The organism is Synechococcus elongatus PCC 11801 (assembly GCF_003846445.2).
Lineage (GTDB): Bacteria > Cyanobacteriota > Cyanobacteriia > Synechococcales > Synechococcaceae > Synechococcus > Synechococcus elongatus_A.
The window spans coordinates 1,729,340-1,750,441 of record NZ_CP030139.2; the positions used below are offsets into that span (position 1 = coordinate 1,729,340).

At 56.0% G+C, this 21,102-nt stretch carries 18 protein-coding genes and 1 tRNA gene; 7 read left to right on the top strand and 12 right to left on the bottom strand.

Annotated features, from left to right (window positions below; genetic code table 11):
- Positions 1-61: 61 nt before the first annotated feature.
- The 3 genes from DOP62_RS08475 to petM all read right to left on the bottom strand — a co-directional run bounded on the left by DOP62_RS08475 (position 62) and on the right by petM (position 1,435).
- Positions 62-190, bottom strand: a complete 129-nt coding sequence (locus tag DOP62_RS08475; protein ID WP_261789992.1) for a hypothetical protein — start codon at positions 188-190, stop codon at positions 62-64.
- A gap of 51 nt (positions 191-241) precedes the next feature.
- The gene (locus tag DOP62_RS08480; RefSeq protein ID WP_208675620.1) at positions 242-1,204 is read right to left on the bottom strand and encodes an NmrA family NAD(P)-binding protein; all 963 of its coding nucleotides are present in this window, start codon (positions 1,202-1,204) and stop codon (positions 242-244) included.
- Positions 1,205-1,321: 117 nt separating this feature from the next.
- Positions 1,322-1,435 (bottom strand): cytochrome b6-f complex subunit PetM, encoded by a 114-nt coding sequence (petM, locus tag DOP62_RS08485; RefSeq protein WP_208675617.1) that lies wholly within the window; start codon positions 1,433-1,435, stop codon positions 1,322-1,324.
- A 78-nt stretch (positions 1,436-1,513) separates the two neighbouring features.
- On the opposite strand from petM, the gene DOP62_RS08490 reads away from it, so the two are divergent.
- Positions 1,514-2,356, top strand: a complete 843-nt coding sequence (locus tag DOP62_RS08490) for a sulfurtransferase (RefSeq protein ID WP_208675616.1) — start codon at positions 1,514-1,516, stop codon at positions 2,354-2,356.
- Here DOP62_RS08490 and DOP62_RS08495 read toward each other — a convergent pair.
- Genes DOP62_RS08495 through DOP62_RS08510 form a run of 4 tightly spaced genes read right to left on the bottom strand, consistent with a single transcriptional unit; the run spans position 2,340 to position 8,499 of the window.
- Positions 2,340-2,786 (bottom strand): ExbD/TolR family protein, encoded by a 447-nt coding sequence (locus DOP62_RS08495; RefSeq protein WP_208675615.1) that lies wholly within the window; start codon positions 2,784-2,786, stop codon positions 2,340-2,342. The genes DOP62_RS08490 and DOP62_RS08495 overlap by 17 nt on opposite strands.
- 35 nt (positions 2,787-2,821) lie before the next feature.
- Positions 2,822-3,472, bottom strand: a complete 651-nt coding sequence (locus DOP62_RS08500) for a MotA/TolQ/ExbB proton channel family protein (RefSeq protein ID WP_208675614.1) — start codon at positions 3,470-3,472, stop codon at positions 2,822-2,824.
- A 38-nt stretch (positions 3,473-3,510) separates the two neighbouring features.
- The gene (locus DOP62_RS08505; RefSeq protein ID WP_370538772.1) at positions 3,511-4,659 is read right to left on the bottom strand and encodes an SAM-dependent methyltransferase; all 1,149 of its coding nucleotides are present in this window, start codon (positions 4,657-4,659) and stop codon (positions 3,511-3,513) included.
- A gap of 33 nt (positions 4,660-4,692) precedes the next feature.
- Complete coding sequence (locus tag DOP62_RS08510; protein ID WP_208675613.1) at positions 4,693-8,499, bottom strand: hypothetical protein; 3,807 nt, start codon at positions 8,497-8,499, stop codon at positions 4,693-4,695.
- A gap of 166 nt (positions 8,500-8,665) precedes the next feature.
- Here DOP62_RS08510 and DOP62_RS08515 point away from each other — a divergent pair, with 166 nt between their 5' ends.
- From DOP62_RS08515 to DOP62_RS08530, 4 genes are read left to right on the top strand one after another with little or no spacing between them, the layout of a single operon-like run.
- Positions 8,666-9,283: a Uma2 family endonuclease gene (locus DOP62_RS08515; RefSeq protein WP_208675612.1), complete on the top strand. Its 618-nt coding sequence runs from the start codon at positions 8,666-8,668 to the stop codon at positions 9,281-9,283.
- On the top strand, positions 9,280-10,200 hold the full coding sequence (locus DOP62_RS08520; RefSeq protein WP_208675611.1) for an alpha/beta fold hydrolase: 921 nt from the start codon (positions 9,280-9,282) through the stop codon (positions 10,198-10,200). Before DOP62_RS08515 ends, DOP62_RS08520 begins: the two co-directional genes overlap by 4 nt.
- A gap of 16 nt (positions 10,201-10,216) precedes the next feature.
- Positions 10,217-10,735 (top strand): acetolactate synthase small subunit, encoded by a 519-nt coding sequence (ilvN, locus tag DOP62_RS08525; protein ID WP_208675609.1) that lies wholly within the window; start codon positions 10,217-10,219, stop codon positions 10,733-10,735.
- A 2-nt stretch (positions 10,736-10,737) separates the two neighbouring features.
- Positions 10,738-11,358 carry a DUF938 domain-containing protein gene (locus tag DOP62_RS08530; RefSeq protein ID WP_208675607.1) on the top strand — a complete coding sequence of 207 codons (621 nt, stop codon included), beginning with the start codon at positions 10,738-10,740 and terminating at the stop codon, positions 11,356-11,358.
- Positions 11,359-11,401: 43 nt separating this feature from the next.
- On the opposite strand, the gene msrA is transcribed toward DOP62_RS08530, so the two are convergent.
- The 3 genes from msrA to DOP62_RS08545 all read right to left on the bottom strand — a co-directional run bounded on the left by msrA (position 11,402) and on the right by DOP62_RS08545 (position 16,395).
- Entirely contained in the window at positions 11,402-12,004 is a 603-nt protein-coding gene (msrA, locus tag DOP62_RS08535) for a peptide-methionine (S)-S-oxide reductase MsrA (RefSeq protein WP_208675605.1), read from the bottom strand.
- A 58-nt stretch (positions 12,005-12,062) separates the two neighbouring features.
- Positions 12,063-14,927 carry an isoleucine--tRNA ligase gene (ileS, locus tag DOP62_RS08540; RefSeq protein WP_208675603.1) on the bottom strand — a complete coding sequence of 955 codons (2,865 nt, stop codon included), beginning with the start codon at positions 14,925-14,927 and terminating at the stop codon, positions 12,063-12,065.
- 73 nt (positions 14,928-15,000) lie between these two features.
- Positions 15,001-16,395, bottom strand: a complete 1,395-nt coding sequence (locus tag DOP62_RS08545) for a Ycf66 family protein (protein ID WP_208675601.1) — start codon at positions 16,393-16,395, stop codon at positions 15,001-15,003.
- A gap of 102 nt (positions 16,396-16,497) precedes the next feature.
- Here DOP62_RS08545 and DOP62_RS08550 point away from each other — a divergent pair.
- Positions 16,498-16,579, top strand: a tRNA-Leu gene (locus tag DOP62_RS08550).
- 217 nt (positions 16,580-16,796) lie between these two features.
- Positions 16,797-17,801, top strand: coding sequence for a beta-carotene hydroxylase (crtR, locus tag DOP62_RS08555; protein ID WP_208675599.1), 1,005 nt, complete (start codon positions 16,797-16,799; stop codon positions 17,799-17,801).
- 194 nt (positions 17,802-17,995) lie between these two features.
- Here the strand turns inward: crtR and pnp are convergent, their stop codons facing one another.
- A complete protein-coding gene (pnp, locus tag DOP62_RS08560; RefSeq protein WP_208675597.1) occupies positions 17,996-20,143 on the bottom strand; it encodes a polyribonucleotide nucleotidyltransferase in 2,148 nt (715 codons plus the stop codon).
- A 139-nt stretch (positions 20,144-20,282) separates the two neighbouring features.
- On the bottom strand, positions 20,283-21,077 hold the full coding sequence (gene pstB, locus DOP62_RS08565; protein ID WP_338441076.1) for a phosphate ABC transporter ATP-binding protein PstB: 795 nt from the start codon (positions 21,075-21,077) through the stop codon (positions 20,283-20,285).
- Positions 21,078-21,102 lie beyond the last annotated feature (25 nt).

Consider the following 21,102-nt stretch of genomic DNA (forward strand, 5'->3'; position numbering starts at 1 on the left):
ACGAGTGCAACACCCTTAGGCTCCATGCAGCAGTGGACTGAGGGTGTTTTTGTGTTGTCCTTTAGCTCACTGGCGTTGCGGATTCAGTCGGCAGCACTGCCAGGAAACTGAGCGGGCGATTCATGGTGGTGGAAAAGCCAAGGATGCCGCGATCGCGGTGCTCATAAATCAACTGGCGATCGCAAAGCATGAGAACACCTCACTGCATTCTCGAAAGTTTGCTACAGGGAAATGCTCGAGGTTAAAACGGGAGTTTTTTCTTTTTGTTCTTCTTCTGGTCGAACTCCAGTTCCTTGAGGCGACGCAGCATCACCGAGAAGTAGTCGTTGAGATAGCTTTCCAGATCCGTAATTTCGGCAGGATCAATGCCAAATGCAGCGTAGGTTGCTGCCATATCTGCTGTGAACGGACGCCCACTGGCCATCACTTCGCTAAATGCCAAGCGATCGGCAATGTTCCAGCCCCATTGGAAAAAGCGAAAGAAGCGTTTCATCAGGCGGACAGTGGCCAGCGGCAAACGGGCGATTTTCGTTTCCTTGCCACTGATCCGTTCGCAAAGTTGGATGATTTCCAATCCATTCCAAGCTTTTGGCCCAACCACAGGTAGGGTCTGCTTCTCTGTTGCAGGAGTTGTCAGGGCTGCCACTGCAAACCGCGCAATATCCAAAGTACTGAGATAGGCGATCGGGTCAGAGTCTTGCGTCACAAAGGTTGTCCGCCCTTCTAAGACGGGGATCGCAAACTCCGCGATCAAACCCTGCATAAAGCCCGCCAGGCGCAGAATTGTGTAGTTGAGACCCGACTGTTTCAGAAATTCTTCAACGCAGTACTTGATGTCCATCAACGGAACATCGCGATGCTTTTCCGCATCAATGATCGAGCAGAAGATAAAGCGTTGAACACCCGCATTCGCAGCCGCTTGGATCAAATTGACCTTGCCTTGCCAATCCACGTCGTAGCAGCTCAGAGAGTCTGTCGAGCGTGTGGTGGCCGCATCAATAACTGCTTCGATCCCTTCAAGCGCGAAAGAGAGTGTCTCTGGCTGGGTGAGGTCTCCGCGCACCAAGTCACAACCCCACTCCCGCAGGAAGTTTCCCCGCTTCGGGCTACGAACTAAACAACGAACCCGGTGACCTTCGTCGAGGGCTCGGCGGGCAATCTGCCGACCGAGAGTACCCGTAGCGCCAACAACGAGGACATCCATGGGAGCAGTACAGGATTGTTAACAGTTCTTAAGATGTTATCAGAATTGCGATCGCGCCAACATAGCAAAAAGCCCCTCTGTTCAGGAGGGGCCAACCTCAGCAACTGAGATGGGGACTTATTTTTCGACTTTTTGGACGCCCTGAACTTTCAGCAGGAAAGCGCCGAGTGCCAAGCCCAGAGGCACCAACACGATGAAGAGAAACGCGGTTCCAAAAATTTCTCCGGCCATGCTGACCCCTGCTCCTTAAAGTGATGCTGCGCAATCAATCTCAGGGTATTCTATGCCAGTTTCTGCCCTCAACCGCCCATGTCTTCGCCGTTAGTCTCTGCTGAGTGGTTGCAAGCGAATCTAGATGACCCGACCCTTCGCATCATTGATTGTCGCTTTAACCTAATGCGTCCTCAACAGGGCCGCGAGCAGTATCAGCAAGGCCATGTACCGGGAGCAGTCTATCTAGATTTAGATGCTGATCTCTCAGCACCCAAGGGCGATCGCGGTGGACGGCATCCCTTGCCCGCGATTGAGGCGTTAGCGGCGCGGTTAGGGGCGATCGGGATTGGCTCTGATCCTGCCACTTTAGTTGTGGCTTACGACGATAGTTTTTCAGCGTTTGCCAGTCGGCTCTGGTGGCTGCTGCGCTATCTCGGCCATGAACAGGTTGCAGTTTTGGATGGTGGGTTAGCCGCTTGGCAGGCAATTGGCGGCAAATTGGTGACAGAGACTCCTACGATCGCACCGGCCATCTTTCGACCACGCCCTCAGTCGGCTTGGGTCGTTGATTCAGCAGGCGTCAAAGTAGCGCAAGCCAGCGGTCACATCCTGATCGATTCCCGCGAAGGAGAGCGCTACCGCGGAGAGCGGGAGCCAATCGATCCGGTCGCGGGACACATTCCTGGGGCACAGCTTGCCGTTTGGAAAGAAGCACTGGACGATCGCGGCTACTGGCGGTCGCCGAGCGAACAGCAGCAGCGCTGGCAGCATTTGCCCACTGACGCTAATCCGATTATTTACTGTGGCTCCGGTGTGACAGCCTGCGTCAACTTACTCTCATGGGAACTGGCAGGGCGATCGCCCGCGCAACTCTATGCCGGTAGTTGGAGCGATTGGTGTAGCGATCCTGAGAACGCGATCGCTACGGGAGCGGAGTAGGGGCTGTTTGGGGAGATTGCTGCAAACCCGCTGGATCAGTGGCAAGGGCAACGCGATCACCGCCCACAGCCCGCATCGCATCCAAGACCGTCACAATGTCACGGTAAGCAGCACTGCCATCGGCGTAGAGCAACATTGAGCCCGTGGGGTTGGTGCGGTTAAAACCAACAAGTACTAGCCGCAACTGTTCCGGTGTCACTGGCTGCGAATCCACGTAGGGTTGCCCAGTGGCATCCAAGCTCACCAAGAGCGTCTGCCGTTCTTGGAGACGGCTGGTACTTGATTGCGGCAGCGTAATGTCGAGAGCGGACTGCCGAGTCAGTTGCAGCGTCGCCAGAATGAAGAAAATCAAGATGCAAAAAACCACGTCGATCAGCGGCAGCATCTCGATCCGTGCTTCAGACTCCGCATTTTCAGCCGGAATTTTCATGGGTTTCGCCCTTTAAACAATGACCTCAATCAGGCTTAGCGCAGGGACTGGGTAGGGAGGCCGCGCCGTGCCCAATCTTGCCGATACATCAGTTCGAGTTGGTTACCAGCCCGCCGGAAGATTTTCATCTGCTGGAAGATCAATCCTTGAAAGACGCGATAAGCCGCTAGCGCCGCGATCGCCACAATCAAGCCCGTTGCAGTGGTAATCAACGCTTCACCAATGCCCGCACTCACCCCAGCGGTCGAGGCAGTGCCCAAGTCGCCAATTCGGAGATTACCCAGCGTTTGAATCAAGCCTAAAACGGTGCCAAGCAAACCCAATAGCGGCGAAATCGCAATAACAGCTTCGAGAAGTTTGTCCCCTCGCCGCATGTTCGCTAGCTCTTCTTCCGCAGCTGCTTCCAGCGCCAAGCGAAATAGTTCGGGATCGGGCTGCTGCAATTGCAAGGGTGCAGCGAGAAAGCGACCAATCGGCGATCTTTTCGCTCGACTGGCGACTTCTGCAGCTAAATCCCAGTCTTGATCCGCCGCTTCCAAAATGCGGTGAACGATTTGGCTCTCCTGATCGAGCATCTTGTACCAAAACCAAGCCCGCTCAAAGATGGTGCCCAGCGCCAAAATCGACAGGCCGGTCAACGGCAGCATCGCAAGGCCGCCCTTTTGAAATAGCGTCAGGATGTTCACAAGCGAGGCAGGAGATAGGGGATCATTTGACGATCAACCTAGCACGCAGATTCACTGCTGTTTGCATTGTCGATTACGAGCGATCGCGCCAGTTTTAGGCAGGTCTGCCACGGAGCATCAGTCTTAAAGGATTGGGGTTGGCAGTGACTACTGGCTGCAGCAAAGCCCGCTGTTTGCAGCGCTTGAATCAGGCACGATCGTGCTGGAGGATCCTGCCGGCCGCGCCGCCCAATTTCCCCCAAGGTGTAGCAGTAGGGCGGGAGAGTCGCTTCAGCTTGGAATTGCTGGAGTAAATCTGCGATCGCAGTCCAGTTCCAAGCAATCGCTTGTTGTTGCAGTGCTTGTAGATAGGCAACCTCATGCAAGGGGCCAATCCAAAGCGGACCAGTCAACGCTAGAGGCTGTCCGTCCTCTGGACACTGCAAAGCAACAGGACTGAGTTGCCGCCACGGTCGCACTTGGTACTGGCCGCAGTGGTGGCAATAGCCCAGCCAACCCTGTTGATTGACTTTGCCACTCGTGGGCAAGAGGCGAATCAGTACGCGAAAGGCCTGCCCTGAGTAATAGGAAAACAGGGGCTGAATCCCAAAGCCCCGCTGCCAAGCCTGATGCTGCAACGCGGCAATCAGCAGGCGGAGTCCCTGCTCGGGGATGCTGGGGTGGCTACGCGCCCAAACGCCGTAAGCCCGGAAGGCAAGATCGCGATCGTGACCGCTGAGCGATCGCCCGTCGGTGGCAGTGAAATAGAGGCAACCGCCAACTTTGACTGCATCCCAAGCACTGGCCAGATGTTCGCTGGCTGTTCCGAAGGCGTCGACATCAACAAAGTCGTAGAACTGCTGCTGGGCGAAGGCTTCGGCAAAGAGACGACGGGCGGAATCGCAGCGCAGGTCGAGGCGATCGCCCGCGATCGCAGTTAGATTCTGCTGGAGCAATGGTTGCAACTCTGGGTCGGCATCGCTAACCACCAGGCGATCGACGTTGGCTTCTAAGGCATAGCGCAGACTGCGCACCCCACAGCCCGCCATCGTTTCCAATAAGTTGAGCGATCCCAAACGCTGCCGCTCGATCGCAGCCGCCAAAACACCCAAATCCCGTGCTGGTCGGGCTTGCGATCGAAAAAAAGCAGTTCCCTGCTGAAATCGAGCAGCACCCTCTTGCTGCCAGTTTGCCGTTGCTGTGTCCATCTCTGGATCAAAGCATGGGGCGATCGCGGCCTGCTATTCCCAAGAGGTGAGCCGCTCTTTCAGGGATTGTGTGGTTTTGGTGATTTGCAAGCGATGTTGCTCGAAGTTGGCGGCCAGACTAATCAGGACAATGCCAATCACTAACCCCGCCACCCATTTAGCAAAGGCATCACTCGTCATCCAAAGAATCAGGTGATAAGCCCCAGTCAACACAAACGTGCTGGTGCCGACGTAGAGCAGGGCACGAATTTGAAGGCCCAACCCCAACAGCACCGTCAGGATACTGACCAAAATCGGCGTGAAACCGGTCTCGCGGTAGAACAGCAGAGCTGTCAGACAGATCAGACTGCTACCAAGGATGCGGATGAAATGGCGGAGCGATCGCGCCTGAGGTTCCACAAGAGCGGGATCCACTTGCGCGATATAGAGGATGGACAGACCCAGGTGCATCGCTGGAATCAGGGGTTCACTGATCACCAAGTCCGTTGAGAGCTTCCCGAAAATCCAATTGACGACCAGCAAGCTGATGTAAGTCCAGCGGATCGCATCGTAGAAAAGTGCCACCCGAACGTAAAACAGGCCAACAGCAATCAAGCCCAGATAGGTACTGTTGAGAGCGTCGGTCAGCAAAGCCACAATCGGCAGGCAAACAGCAACTCGCTGCCAAGGAGCCGCCTGCCAGCCAAAGCGCGCCCAAGGGAATTGCAGCATCGCTAGGCTCAGCAGCGCAATCAAAAGAACACGGATGGGATCCAGCACCGCTAGCTCAGGCCAAAGCAAACGGAGTTGTACGGCACTACCGATCGCTTCTAGGCAACCGACGTAGACCCAGAGCTGACTCCAGCGGCTGGGCGATCGCTCGGGAGAGCACCGGGCTTGCAACCAGGCATAACTGGCCAACAGAAGACAAACGGCCAGACTCAGCACTGACCCTGTCGGTTGTGAAAAGAGCAAGACAGGCAGCGTCAACACTTGGATGAAGCCCGCCAGTCCCCAATGCAAATGGGCTGCAAGCCGCCAGTTTGTGAGCGGGATAGCGTAGAAGCTGGCGGCCGATCGCGATCGCCACACAACAAGGCTGCGATAGACCGCCGCGGTCGCAATGCCCAAGAGTGACAGCAGGAGCAGACCATCGATCGGATTCCCACCTTGGCTTTGCAGCAGGGCGTAGAGCAGAAGCTCGTAGAGTCCGCAGGAAATCAACAAAAAGCCCAGTAGCCGCAGCAGCCCCAAGCCCCAGTGATTGGCTTGCCGTTGGATCACTTGGCGATGCTGGGTGAAGACCACCGCTGCCGCCAGCAATTCCGTGGTGCCGCTATAGGCGTTGAAGAGCCCAAGTCGCCAAACTAGCCCCAAGCCGACTCCCAACAGAGGCAACCAACGCACCCATTCCAGTCGACTAAAGCGAGACGGCAGGACAGGCATCAGTCCAATACCCACCCCAGCCAGCAGCAGGTTGGCGATCGCGAGGGACCAAGCGACCTCAGAGCCAGAGCTGACCAAGGACTGCACCGTAGCAGCGATCGCCCATTGCGTCGTGACCGCCCAGAGAACCACAGCTACGGAAGTCGGTCGTCGCCAGTAGCGAGCGATCGTGACTGCACTCAAGATCCAAAAAGCCGTACTCGCCGCTGCAGAGGTTGCAGTCGCCACCAGACTAAATCGCCCCAGCACGTAAAGCGGGAAGTAGCTGACCAGCAGGGTGATCGCGATTGCTAGTCCCCAGCCAGCGGCAGCGCGACTGTAAATGCGCCCTAAAAGATTACGGAGACGCTGAAATTGAGTCCGCAGGAGCCAGAGAACGCCAACGGTGAGCGCCCCAACCGTCCACCAGTGCTGGGCGATCGGCCAGCGCAGCAAGATTACCCCTTCTAGGCAAAGCAGTAAGCCCCCGTGATAGACCGCCTGCGGCAGCACAGGGAGAAATCTGACATTAGCGATCTGAATCAGGCTGGCCAGCAAGAATGCCAGCTGGAGCACCCGTAAAGGGTTGGTTGCCTCCAGCGTGATGACCGCCGCCAGCAGACAGCCCAAGCCCAGCAAGAGACTGCTAGTCAACGCCAGCCGTCGTCGTCGCGATCGCGGTTTTGCGAAGTGTCCTGCTAGGCCCGTCCAGCCCAGCGGCAAGAGGAACCAAAGCAGGGCGATCGCCAACGGCGTCTCAAAGTTGAGGCCCAACAGCAGGGCACTACTGACAGACAGCAGCAGCGCCCCAGCTTGAAATTGCCGCCACCAGTGCTGATGGTGCGCAGAGCGGGGCCGCCAAACCATCAGCCCCAACTGGCTCAGGGCAATCGCTCCAGTAAACACGCCCCAAGGCAAGAGGGTTGACCAATTAGCGAGTGTGCTAGCCCAAAAGACGATCGCAATCAGTCCCGTCCAATAGGTCAGGGTCAGCAGGCGCGGTCGCCATTGCGGGCGACTACCGTAGGTGAATCCGGCCAGTAGCAGGGCATCCGTCGTCCAAACCAGCGATCGCAGCCAAGGGTCAAACAGGCTGAGCAACGCCAGCACCACGCCCAGCCCCAAGGCCAGTTGTTCAGCAATTCGGGAAAGACGGGGCTGTTGCCAACGCCACCCTAAGCCCAGCGAGATTCCCAGCCAGATCAATACGTAGGGCAGCAGCGTCAGGCTGTAGACCGTGAGGGAAACTTCGGGATCTTGCGCGACAGTTACCACAAACCCCTGTCGCCAAGTCTCAGGGATGACAGGTTCGAGCAGCAGACAGCCCAGCAGGCCAATGCCAAACAGCGCAATGAGCGTCCAACTGCGACGGGTTGCTTGCAGGCGTTGAACCAGACAGAGTCCTGCGATCGCTGTTACACCCAAAGCCTGCCAGGCATCCCAGCCGATGGTGACCCACCAAGCCAGCAGAATCAGTCCTGCCCCCAGCCACTCCAAACTGTCTTTGCCCAGTCCTGCTCGCCTAGGTTCGCTCCAGAGCAACCAGCCCAGCAGAGCGATCGCAATGCCCAAGCTGGCGATCGGTACCGATTCCGCCGCGATCGCCCTCAACAGAATCACGCCAAGGGCAAATAGACTCCAGACTTGCCCCGACCGCGATAATCCCTCACTACTATTGCCGGCCCGGTTTGGTAGTAAGCCTAGGCAGAGCAGCACAGCACCATAAACCGCCACCTGTGCAGGCCAGATCGTTTGCCAGCCCAACTGACAGAGCAACAGGCCGATCAGACACCAGAACAGTTGGGGTGCGTAGTGGCTCTGACGATAGGTGCGCTGGGCGATCGCCAGCAGAATCCCAGCGGCGAGAATGGCTAGTGCGATGGAAAGTAGGGCAAGCCCTGGGCCTTCACTCCGAATGACCAAGCCATCGATCGCCCAGAAGTTGAAAGGCAAGAGGAGCAACGCAACGGCTTCGAGACTGGTTGCCGTCAGGGTGAGATTGGCCTGCCGCACCGCCCAGCGACTGCAACCCCAAAACAAAAGAGTGTAGCTCCACAGCACCAGATATTGGGCGATCGCGGGAAAGTAAGTCCACTGGGTTGCGACTAGAACCCCAGACGAGAGCACAACCAGAAAAACACCAAGGAAAAGGATCCAGCGCACGCTTAGCTCATCAGCAAAGCTGACCCAGATCCGTTGCCAGCGCGAGGGTGGCTTGGGTTGGCGAACAGGGGCAACTGGCTGACGTGCTCGAGCTGGAGCAATCGCGGCTGGAGCGACGACTGCAGGTGCCGGGAGGGGACTGCTGAGGTAGCGTCGCGCCACCTGTAAGACCTGATCAGGTTCAATTAACTGGAGCTGGAGCAGCGCTTCTAAACCCTCCAGAACCCGAGGGTCATCCGGATCAACGCGAAGATCCAACGGAAGGGGCAGCATAGGAAGGCGATCGCAACGGATTGCCCACATAATTGACAGCCGTTTTGATTTGTGGCGGCTGCCTTAGGAAGGATTTACAAACGTCCAGTCTGAATTGCAGCAAAGAGCGCAGCCCGCGATCGCTCACTGGCTATGCCAAGATCAGGCCAAGCAGGAGACCCCAGGCATGGTGGCTATTCCGCAAGCGCATTCCCTGTCAGTTGCTGACTATCTCCAGTTCGAAGCAGCAAGCGATGTCAAGCACGAATATCGGGCTGGCGAAGTCTACGCAATGGCGAGTGCCACCGATGCTCACAGCACGATCGCAGGGAATCTATTTGTTTTTCTCCGCAATCATGTTCGTGGCAGCGGGTGTCGCGTTTATATGTCGGACATGAAGGCACGACTCGAGCGATCGAATTGCTTTTACTATCCCGATTTATTGGTGACCTGCGATCCACGAGATCAAGAGACAGCGACCTACAAACGCTTTCCGAAGCTGATCGTTGAGGTGCTGTCACCCAGTACTGAAGCCTTCGATCGCGGCGATAAATTTGCCGATTATCAAACGCTCGAATCGCTGGAAGAGTACGTCCTGATCAGCACCAGCCGCCAGCGGGTCGATTGTTTTCGGCATAGCCCTGAAGGCATCTGGACGCTGCAGTTCTATTTGCCTAATGCTGAGGTCTTGCCTTTGCAAAGTATTGGTCTGGAGGTGCAGCTGAGTGAGCTCTATGAAGATGTGACTTTGCCCCCACCTCCGACTGCTTCTGAATCCTCTGAATCGATGGAAGTCGGATTATGAGTCTGCGATCGCTGACTGTTGCGACCAGTCAGGACTGGATTTGGCGAGGCTTGCGGGTTCGCTATGCCTTCCGGCGATCGCCTCAACCCACGAATGCGATACCTGTAATTTTTCTGCATGGATTTGGAGCCGGTTGGCGGCATTGGCGCGACAACATACCAGCCCTTGCAGAGGATCGAGATGTCTATGCGATCGATTTAGTTGGCTTTGGCGATTCTGAGAAAGGCTATCTGCACTACGGCCCTGTTTTCTGGTCGGAGCTGGTGCGGGACTTTTGCCAACAGTTTGTGGATACTGCCGCCGTTCTAGTCGGTAATTCCCTTGGCTCTGTGGTGGCGATGGTAACGGCACATCGTTTTCCAGAGTGCGTTCATGGCTTAATCCTGCTGAACCTACCGGACACCAGCCTGCTGCGATCGCCCGCTAATCACGATCGGTTCCAAGGCCTTCGGCAAAGACTGCTCTGGGCACTGACGGCACCGTGGCTGATCGAACCTTTGCTGCTCTGGTTGCGATCGCCGAAACGACTCAAACCTTGGCTCGCTTTGGCTTACAGCGATCACGATCGCATTGATGCGGACTTGTTGGATCTGATTGCCAGACCCGCGCGATCGCTCGATGCAGGGCCTGCACTCCGGGCGATGACGCGATTCAATGCCGAAGTTCCCCGAGACTGGCGAGCTGATCGCGTTTTACCGCAGTTGAGTCAGCCGATTTTGCTGATCTGGGGTGAAAGCGATCGCCTCGTTCCCTTCAGCTTGGCGAAACGCTGCCAGCAACTGAATCCGCGACTGGAATGGCTGCCGATGCCGGCGACGGGTCACTGTCCCCACGATGATCGACCGGGCTTCGTCAATCAAAGCCTCAACAATTGGTTATCGCAGCTCGACCCTGCCGACGTTAAGATCAAGGCTTAGCTTGCTGCCTGCCCCCATGAAACGCACCCTGTCTGTGTTGGTTGAAGACGAAGCGGGCGTCCTGACTCGGATTGCCGGACTGTTCGCCCGTCGCAGCTTCAACATCGAAAGTCTGGCTGTTGGTCCTGCCGAACAGGTCGGCATTTCACGGATCACGATGGTGGTGCAAGGCGACGACCACGAAATTGAGCAAATTACCAAGCAGCTCTACAAGCTGATCAATGTGCTCAAAGTGCAGGACATTTCGGAAGTTCCCTGTGTTGAGCGTGAGCTGATGCTGATTAAAGTCAACGCCAACAGCAGCAATCGCTCGGAAATTCTGGAGCTAGTGCAAATCTTCCGCGCGCGCGTTGTTGATGTCGCTGAAGACTCGCTGATCATTGAGGTTGTGGGCGATCCGGGCAAGATGGTCGCGATCGTGCAGGTGCTGCAACGCTTCGGCATTCGGGAAATTTCGCGGACTGGCAAAGTTGCGCTGACCCGTGAATCTGGTGTCAATACCGAGTTCCTCAAGGCCTTGGAAGCGCGGGTCTAGGCGTGGACGATCGCCTCTACGCACCTGCAACTGAACGAAATCGGGATGTCATTCTTGCGGTTTTGAAGGATGAGTTGCGATTGCCCGGCACGGTCTTAGAAATCGCTAGCGGTACGGGTGAGCACGCCGCCTATTTTGCGCCGCAGCTCCCGGACTATTTTTGGCAACCCAGCGATCCCACCCAAGAGAGTCGTCGCAGCATCAACGCTTGGCGATCGCATGTCAACGCTCCTAACTTGGGCAAAGCGATCGCGATTGATGTTACCCAGCCTGACTGGACGGAATCATTACCAGTGTTGCCTCAGCCGATCGTGGCGATCGCAGCCATCAATTTGATCCATATTTCGCCGTGGGAAGCCACGCTGGGACTGTTTTCTGGTGCCCGTCAGTTGTTATCGCCAGATGGCTTGATTTATCTCTACGGCGCGTACAAACGCAACGGGGAGCATACGGCACCCAGCAATGAAGCCTTTGATGCTTCCTTGAAAGCGCGCAATCTGTCTTGGGGTGTACGCAATCTAGAGGACGTGATTCAAGTCGCTGAAGCTGAACAGTTTCGACTCGATCGCGTGATCGAAATGCCCAGTAATAATCTCTCAGTTTGTTTCCGAGCGATCGTCTAACTTTGCACTTCCAGAAGCAACTATCGAGCCTGCACTGCTGTTTTTAAGATTGTTTCGCGGGTTGCTGATCTCCCCAAACCTTGGCGATTTGGGCATCCCGACCACAGCGGACTCGATAGTACTTATAAAGCAAAGCTTGCTTTTGATAGTAATTCTGGTGATAGTTCTCAGCTTCCCAGAAGTCTTTTACAGACTTGATTTGCGTTTGAATCGGTTGATCTAATTCCTGAGAAGCTGCTGCGATCGCGGCTTGAGCGATCGGCTCTTGTTCTGGTGTTGTGAAGATCACAGATTGATACTGACTGCCGCGATCGCAGAATTGACCGCCAGCATCGAGCGGATCGATATGGTGCAGGAAGTAGCTAACGAGTTGTTCGTAGCTGACTTGATCAGGGTCATAGACAACTTTGACGGATTCGTAATGACCTGTTTTGCCAGCCGAGACTTGCTTGTAAGTCGGATTTTTGACAGTGCCGCCGCTGTAGCCTGAAATCGTTTCAGTGACGCCAGAAACTTTGTCGAAATCCGCTTCGACGCACCAGAAGCAACCACCCGCAAAAATCGCTTCAGCAGTTGCTGCCCATGCGGCTGTATGTGGGAACCAAAAGCTGACGATCAGCAGCACCAAAACCAATAGCCGTCTCATGATGACTCGACTCTCCCAGAACTTTTGAGCTGCTGATCAACGGTCAGAATCGCGATCGCTAAAACGTGCCTTGCAGAGCAGAAACACAGCGATCGCAGAGATCGGGATGCTCGGAGCTATGGCCAACGGTTGTCGAATAGTTCCAGCAGCGATCGCATTTTTGCCCTTCGGCATCAACCACGGCGATCGCCCAATTCTCTGTTTGAGCGTGATATTTCGCATCTGCCAAACCGTTCGGTTGATCGCGCAATTCTACTTGCGACACCAAGAAGAGATAACGCAGATCATCGACAGCTGTTCCTGAGAGACTGTCAGTCGGATTGCGATCGGCTAAGACAGTTCGCCACTCTGGATCAGCCACCCAAAGTTGCAGTTTTGCTTCTAGGGAAGAGCCGATCGCCTGATCGCGTCGGGCCTGCTCCAACACTTTATTGACTTCACCGCGCAGGTCACGCAGTTGTTGCCATTTAGTCGCTAGCTCGGGTTGATCCCACTCCGCTTGGAGCTGAACCCAACCGGCTTGGAAGACAGACTGAGTGCGGGCTGGATAGGGCAGATTCTGCCAGATATCCTCTGCCATGTGGGAAAGAACGGGTGCGATCGCCGTCGCTAGAGCTTCCACACAGATAGCCAGTACGGTTTGGCAACTCCGCCGTCGCAGACTATCCGGCGCACTGATGTAGAGGCGATCTTTGCCGATGTCCAGATAGAAATTGGAGAGATCGACAACGCAGAAGTTCTGGACTGTCTGGAAGAACCGGAAGAACTGGAAGCTCTCAAAGGCATCCGTAATTTCGAGAATGACTTCCCGCAGTCGGTGCAGCAGGTAGCGATCGAGCTCCGGCAATTTCTCCCAAGGCACTGCGTCCTTAGCCGGATCAAAGTCGTGCAGGTTCCCTAGCAAGAATCGTGCTGTGTTGCGGATCTTGCGGTAGACATCCGCCATTTGTTTGAGGATGTTTTTACCGATCGGTACATCGGAAGAATAGTCGACCGACGAGACCCAAAGGCGCAGCACGTCAGCCCCGTAAGGCGGTTCCTGTTTTTGATCCTTGCCGCCGTTGATCACGATCGCGGGGTCAACCACGTTGCCCAGCGACTTGCTCATCTTGCGACCCTTTTCATCCAGTGCAAAACCGTGGGTCAAGACACGTCGATAGGGCGCATAGCCATTGCAAGCAACGCTGGTCAGCAGACTGGATTGGAACCAGCCACGGTGCTGATCCGAGCCTTCCAGATAGAGATCGGCGGGATAGTGCAGTCCTTCCCGCTGTGAGGCGACTGCTGCCCACGAGGAACCAGAGTCAAACCAGACATCCATTGTGTCGGTGCCTCTGCGATAGCGCCGGCCATTGCTGCGATAGGGCTCGGGCAATAGGTCAGCGACATCCAGCTCCCACCACGCATCAGAACCGCGTTCTGCCACAATCGCGCGGACATGGACAATCGTCTCGGCATTCAGCAATGCTTCACCCGTCTCCTCGTCGTAGAAGACAGGAATCGGCACGCCCCAAGTCCGCTGGCGGGAAATGCACCAATCACTGCGCTCACTGACCATCGATGTGATCCGGTTTTCGCCCTGTGCCGGAATCCAGTCGACCTCTGCGATCGCCTGCAAAGCCTGCTCGCGGAAGCCTTCAACCGAAGCAAACCACTGCTCAGTAGCGCGGAAAATCGTTGGTTTTTTGGTGCGCCAATCGTAGGGGTAGCGGTGGGCGTAGCTTTCTTCCTTCAGCAGTGCGCCGACTTCCGTCAACCATTCCACGACCGCGCCATTGGCGTCCTTGAGGACGTTTTTGCCCACCAGGCGATCACCAACGGCCGCTGTGAAGTCACCCTTGTCATCAACGGGACAGAATACCTCCAGTCCGTAGCGCTGACCGACGATAAAGTCGTCCTGACCATGTCCTGGGGCCGTATGCACTAAGCCTGTACCGGATTCCGTTGTGATGTAGTCGCCACCAATCACCACGGGGCTTTCGCGATCGTAGAGCGGGTGGCGATAGCGACTGTGCTCCAGCACTGCACCGGGGAAGGTCGCCAACACCGTCAGTTCAGTGCCGAAGGTCTTACTCAGACTCTCCGCCAGTTCTGCCGCCACAATTAAATGGCGATCGCCGGCTTGCACTACGGCATAGGTCAGCTCCCCATTGACCGCCACGGCGAGGTTGGCCGGAATGGTCCAAGGCGTCGTTGTCCAGATCGCTAGCGCCAGATTGGAGTAACTGCCGAGTAATGGCTGCGCCGCGTCCGACAACTGCACGATCGGCATCGCCACATAGATGCTGCGCGAGGTGTGGCCGTCCGGATATTCCAGCTCCGCTTCTGCTAGCGCCGTGCGCGAACTAGGGCTCCAGTGCACCGGCTTAAGGCCACGGTAGATGTAGCCCTTCAGCACCATCTGGCCAAAGACATCAATCTGCGCCGCTTCGTATTCGGGCGTCAGGGTCAGGTAGGGCGCATCCCAATCCGCCCAAACGCCATAGCGCTGGAAACTCTGACTCTGTTGATCGACTTGCGCCAAGGCGTAGGCTTTTGCTTTTTGCCGCAGCGTCAAGGGCGTGAGATTCCGGCGTTCCTCTGAGGACAGCTCCTGCAAGACTTTGAGCTCGATCGGCAGACCGTGACAGTCCCAACCCGGCACGTAGCGCACCTTCCGCCCTTGCAGCAGTTGGTACTTGTTGATGATGTCCTTGAGGGTTTTGTTGAGGGCGTGCCCCATGTGCAAGGCCCCATTGGCATAAGGGGGGCCATCGTGCAGCACAAACGGTGCGCCCGGATTTTGCCGCGATAGGGTTTCGTAAATTTGCTGATCAGCCCAGAACTGCTGAATTTCTGGCTCCCGCACCGGCGCGTTGGCCCGCATGTTGAACGGTGTTTGGAGCAGATTAAGAGTGTCTTTGTAGGCAGAAGCTTCAGCCACGCTGGAAATCCGGGGTCGACGGGCAAGTCGTCCCATTATCCTTGACAGACTTGATGAGCTTCAACTAACCCCGCTAAGACAAGCCCAAACGCTCTGCTAAATCAGGGTCAGGATTACGCAATTCATCCAAGCTATTAATCACCACCGGCTGTAATTCCACGGGCTGCTCTTCAGTCTCAGGCTCGACCACGATCGCGACGGCTTCCACATCAGCCTCTACAACTTCAGGTTCGATCGCCTCAGTTCCTGACGCCGGAGGTTCCTCCACAACGACTTCCGCGATCGCTTCTGGCTCGCTGGCATCGCTCTCTTCAGGGACTGCTCCTGACTCTGTTAGGACTTCCGTCTCAGTTTCGATCGCTGTTTCTACTGGAGCTTCTACCTCCGAAACCGCTTCGGCTACTTCCTCGCGATCGCTCTCAGGTTGCTCTGAAATGTCTGGCGTTGCGATCGCTTCGGGTTCAGTCGTAACAACTTCAGCCGTGACTGCTGGCTCAGGTTCACTAGACTCTACCGACTCTTCTACTGCCGCTTCGACTTCTGTCTCAGCAGCCTGTGCTTCAACGATTTCTTCAGCGACTTCAGGAGCTTGAGCGATCGATTCAGTAGCTGCAACCTCAACGGTCTCTGTCACAGCTTCTGCAGCCTCAGAGGTTTCTGCGATCGCAGTGTCTACGACGGGTGCTACTGCTTCAGCAACAGATTCTGTGACCGTCTCGATGACTTCGTCCGCTGCGGTAACGGTTTCCTCAACTGCTTCAGTTAGCTCAGCGGCAACTTCTGCGACTGGTTCAGTAACAGGCTCAGTAGCTGTCTCGATCGCAGGTTCAACCTGCTCAGCTACAGTCTCAACGGCTTCTGTAACGACTGCAGCAGCTTCTGTTGCAACCTCCGCGTTCGCTTCCGTCTGTTCAACAGCCTCGACAGAGGGGTTTAGAACAGGCTCAGCAGCCTCTGCAACGGCTTCTTCCGGCGCAGGGACAGTGACAGCAGCAGTTGACTCTTCAGGCCGGACAAACTTCTTCCCGTGGGTTTTCCGACCTTGCAGACGGCCCTGTAGCTTCTGTAACCCGCCAACTAAGTTCACGCCACCTGTTTTTTTTGCTGCTTCGCCAGTCGTGGGAGTGCTGAATAGTGTTTTCCAGTTCAATTGCTGGAGCCTCTGCCAACCCTGCTGCCAGAGCAAACCTTGCTGCCAAGCCGCTTGATCTTCGGGACTGAGCGCCAACCAACGGCTCTGAATGGCTTGCTGTCCCAACCAACCCAAGAGCGCGATCGCGGCAATTTGACTCAGCAGCAGCGCCCCTCGGAATTGGCTGTGGGCATTCCAGAGAATGAGGGCATACAAACCCGCAACGCCACTCCAGATCAAGTCACTGCGACGGGTCAAGGGCGGCAACAACACCGCAGCCAAAAACAGTCCCAGAGCCGCGATCGCCACCGCGATCGCCAGTAGCAGCGCCAGCATTGTCGTCCTCTCCTGCGAGTCTGCAACCTATTGTCAGGGACAGATGGACATTCGCCGGTCACAGCAATCGTCCAAGCCTCGTGCTAGGATAGCCTCCGGTTCGCGGACGTGGCGGAATTGGCAGACGCGCCAGATTTAGGTTCTGGTACCGCAAGGTGTGAAGGTTCAAGTCCTTTCGTCCGCATCCTCAAAAATTGCCTAAAACTAAGCGAATTGCCCTGCGATCGGCACTAAAGAGATTGACTTCTGCACCAAGCTGGTTATTCTCTGGCTAAGGCGTTATTGACACCGATAGGCGGGATCACAGTCCTGGTCAATCCTGAGAAAGGCTTCATAAATTTTCACCTTTCAAAAGCGGTGTCGTATACTACGCGAGAACCATTCAACGGAGTCTGGCAGGCATGTCAGAGGCTCAAACGCCCCTGACAGTACCAAAGAAGTTTCTTGGTGCCCCAGGAGGCTTCAACCCCACCGTCGCACTTTTCTTGGCAGGCTACACCTGCGCGACACTCTCGGTCTTGGGGTTCTGGTGCTGGAGTTGGCCCCACTGGCTATCTTTCGTTCTGAGTGTCACGGCCTTACATCTGGTAGGCACCGTCATCCACGATGCCTCTCATAATGTGGCCCATGCAAATCGCATCCTGAATGCGATTTTGGGACATGGCAGTGCACTGTTGCTGGGCTTTACCTTCCCGGTGTTCACGCGGGTGCACCTGCAACACCATGCCCACGTCAATGATCCCAAGAACGATCCCGACCACATCGTTTCGACCTTTGGGCCGCTGTGGTTGATTGCTCCGCGCTTCTTCTATCACGAGATCTATTTCTTCCAGCGTCGCCTGTGGAAGAAGTTTGAGCTGCTCGAATGGTTCCTGAGCCGCGCTGTCGTGATCGCGATTTTCGCCTGCGGCGCTAAATTTGGCTTCCTCGGCTTCCTGATGAACTACTGGCTGGCTCCAGCCTTGGTAGTTGGAATCGCGCTGGGTCTGTTCTTTGATTACCTGCCCCATCGACCCTTCCAAGAGCGCAATCGCTGGCGTAATGCGCGGGTCTATCCGGGTCAGGTGATGAATATCCTGATCATGGGTCAGAACTATCACCTAATTCATCATCTCTGGCCGTCGATTCCCTGGTATCTCTACCGTCCGGCCTACCACGCGACGAAGCCTCTGCTGGATAAACGCCAATCGCCGCAAACCTTAGGCATTCTTGCTAGCAAGAAAGACTTCTGGAACTTCATCTACGACGTGTTTATCGGTATCCGCATTCACCGATCGCACGAGACACAACCGAAGAGTTCAGCGGCGACTGAGACGGATGAGCTGAGCGATCGTGAAGATACAGTTCTGACAACGGCTGCAGTCCCAGCTTCCGAGGAGTCTCGTGAACCGGTGCTGACTAAATAAGTCTCGCTATAACAACTCAAAGACTCCAACATCAACCCAGCCAGAAACGGTTGGGTTTTTTCTTGGGCTACTGCGCGATCGCTCGATTCCTTGGCAACTCGGCATCAAAAAACGGATGCAAGCCTAGGCTCACATCCGCTGATGGATTCCGTTAGGGCACTCGACAAACGATCGCCGAATGCCAGACGGAGAATTTAAGCTTCGACAGCAGCCCGCGCCGCTTCAATCTCAGCGGGATCAATCCCCTTGCGGGTGAGGTTAATCCGGCCTTTTTGATCGATTTCGCGGACTTTGACCACGACTTCATCGCCGACAGTCAGTTCATCTTCAACACGGGCAACTCGATAATCCGCAATTTGCGAAATGTGGACCATGCCTTCTTTACCCGGCAAGAACTCCACAAACGCCCCGATCGGGATGATGCGAGTCACCTTACCGATGTAGACATCACCAGCACTGACGGTGCGGGTCATGCCTTCGATGATCGACTTCGCTCGCAGTGCTGAATCAGCATCGACTGCCGAGATAGTCACAGCGCCCGTATCTTCGATGTCAATCTTGGCACCAGTTTGCTCGGTGATCGATCGGATCGTTTTGCCGCCAGGACCAATCACCAGGCCGATTTGCTCGGGATTGATTTGAATCCGGAATAGACGTGGTGCGTAGGTCGAGAGGTCTTCGCGAGGCGTGGCGATCGCTTCCAGCATCTTGTCGAGGATGTGCAAGCGGGCAGGCTTAGCCTGATTGATGGCGTCTGCAATGATCTCCAAGGGCAGGCCGTGGATTTTCATATCCATCTGCAGGGCGGTAATCCCTTGATCCGTGCCCGCTACTTTGAAGTCCATGTCACCCAAGAAGTCTTCGATTCCTTGGATATCGGTGAGCACGCGGTACTCATCGCCTTCGCGGATCAGCCCCATGGCAGCACCGCTGACGGGCTTCTTAATCGGAACCCCAGCATCCATCAGTGAGAGGGTCGAGCCACAGACCGAGCCCATCGACGTAGAGCCATTGGAAGACAGAACCTCGGAGACAACCCGAATCACGTAGGGGAATTCATCCTTCGAGGGCAAAACAGGCAGTAAGGCCCGTTCCGCTAGGGCACCGTGACCAATCTCTCGCCGTCCGGGCGATCGCATCGGCCGTGTTTCACCCACTGAGTAGGGCGGCATGTTGTAGTGGTGCAGATAACGCTTCTGGGTGTCGGGGTGGAGATCATCCAGCTCCTGTGCATCTCCAGGCGTACCCAGGGTGGCAATCGACAGCACTTGCGTTAGCCCGCGCTGGAATAAGCCCGATCCATGGACGCGGGGCGGCAGCAAGCCAACCCGACTCGAGATCGGCCGCACTTGGTCGAGCTTCCGACCATCGACCCGGACACCATCGCGCAGAATCTGCTGACGCATCAGGCTTTTGGTCAGGGCCTTGAAGGTGTTGCCCAAAGCTTTTGGCTCTGCCGCAGTCACGCTACGAACTGGGTTATCTTCCGGCAGTTCTGCGATCGCCTCTACCACCGTCGCTCTGACTTCATCCAAAGCGGCATCCCGTTCCGACTTGGTGAAGCTGAAGTGCTGCAGCACTTGCTGGACGCCACTGCTGGCGCGATCGCGCACAAAGTTTTCCAGCGTGTTGTCGGCGGTCGGAGTCTCGGGCATCACCTGCTCGATTCCCAGCTCAGCTAGCAGACTTTGCTGAGCCTTGATCAGCTCTTGCACTGCCTCATAGCCAAAGTCGATCGCCTCGATCACATCGGCTTCTGGTAGTTGATTCGCACCAGCTTCGACCATGATCACCCCGGCAGGAGTCCCAGCCACCACCAGGTCCAGATCACCTTTTTCGATCTCGCGATAGGTGGGGTTGATGATGAAGTCATCGCCCACAAGGCCGACTCGAACGGCTGCCATCGGTCCGTAGAAAGGAATCTTGGCGACTAGCGTGGCGATCGAAGCCCCAGTGACGGCTAAGACATCGGGCGGAACCGTCTCATCCATCGACAGCGTCGTCGCCACAATCTGCAAGTCATCCCGCAGCCAACTGGGGAAGAGGGGGCGCATCGGGCGATCGATTAAACGGCTAATCAGCGTGGCCCGTTCTGGGGGGCGCCCTTCGCGGCGTAGGAAACCACCCGGAATCCGACCCGCCGCATACATCCGCTCTTCGTAATCCACCGTCAACGGCAGAAAATCAATCCCCTCACGGGCTGTCGAACGGGTCGCGGCAACGAGAACAGCAGTATCTCCCGAACTGATCAGAACGGAACCTCCAGCCTGTGGGGCAAACAGGCCCAGCTCCAGCCGAATGTCGCGCCCATCAAAGGACAACGACTTGCTGAGTGGTGGCATTATGTTTTTCCTTGTTTTTGCTGTCTTCGATCCTGACACTCTGCAGCGGCAGACGGCAACTGCTTGCGATCGCAGACAACAAAACCCGAGCACAGGCGCGGCTGTCTCGGGTTAAGAGTCAGGTCAGATTAGGTCGGAGTTAGCCGAAACGACCACTAACGTAGTCGGCTGTTGCCTCTTGATCTGGGCTGTCGAAGATCTTCTCGGTGGTGTCGAACTCCACGAGGTAGCCCATCTTGCCACCACCATCTGTGGCCCGTGCATTGAAGAAGGCAGTGTAGTCGGAAGTCCGTGACGCCTGCTGCATGTTGTGCGTCACGATGATGATCGTGTACTGCTGCTTCAGGGTTTGCATCAACTCTTCGATCGCCAGCGTTGAAATCGGATCGAGAGCCGAACAAGGCTCATCCATCAAAATCACTTCTGGCTGGACAGCAACAGTGCGGGCAATACATAGCCGCTGTTGTTGACCGCCCGACAGCGCGAGGCCACTATCCTTCAGCTTGTCTTTGACTTCGTCCCAGAGTGCGGCTTGACGGAGCGACTTTTCGACAAGCTCGTCCATATCGCCTTGGTAGCCGTTAATGCGAGCCCCGTAAGCAATGTTTTCGTAGATGCTCTTAGGGAAGGGATTGGGCTTTTGGAAGACCATGCCGATGCGGCTGCGCAACTCTACGGCATCGACGCGGCGATCGTTGATCTCTTGACCGTGGAAGGTAATGTTCCCCTGCACACGACAACCGCTTATCAGGTCATTCATGCGATTGAAGCAGCGCAGGATCGTACTCTTGCCGCAACCCGACGGACCGATGAACGCAACAATTTTGTTCTTGGGAACTTCCAAGTAAACGTCTTTAACCGCAAGCGTGTTGCCGTAGTAAACCGAGAGGGCCTCGGCCTTCAGCAGAATGTTCTCACCAGCAGTGGGGCTCATAAATTAGCAAGAGTTCAACAAAGAG